Annotated in this window: 1 protein-coding gene; it reads right to left on the bottom strand. The window is 58.2% G+C overall.

Annotated elements, in window-relative coordinates:
• On the bottom strand, positions 1 to 486 hold a 486-nt coding region (locus ACO0LK_RS27015; protein WP_422980610.1), incomplete at both ends, for a hypothetical protein.

Here is a 486-nt window from a genome sequence, read left to right as displayed (position 1 = left end):
CGGCTGTGCGGGAGGCACCTTCTTCGCCGTTGTAGCTGAAGCGGCTTGTGGCGCTCAGGCTACGGGCGTCGATCACCACTGCGCTTTCAATGGCTGTACCAGCGGTATCAGCAGCATTGTTGGCATCATTGGCTGTGTCGTTGTCATTCACAATGGCCAGTACACCGGCGTTGTTGTTGGCAGCGATCAGGGCATCGGTCAAGGTCAGACGGTAGTTACCAGCACCGGCAACGCCAGCGTTGTTGGAGGTACCAACCAGACGGATGGTTTCAAAGCCAGAAACGTTAGTCCATTCAGACGCGCCCAGGGCGATGGTGTCGCCCAGGTTGGCACCTGTCAGGTCACCGTCGATGACCAGGGTGTCGCCTGTACCTGCGCCACCGGCTACGGTGTCGGAGATGCTCAGACCAGCACGTGTGTCCTGGAGGTTATCGAAGATGACGGTGTCGTTACCGGCACCCATGGTGATTTTTTGTGCGCCATTGA

This window comes from Undibacterium sp. Ji49W, assembly GCF_049340205.1.
GTDB lineage: Bacteria > Pseudomonadota > Gammaproteobacteria > Burkholderiales > Burkholderiaceae_D > Undibacterium.
Note: the sequence above shows the minus strand (reverse complement) of the source record. Positions and strands in the feature narration are given on the sequence as shown.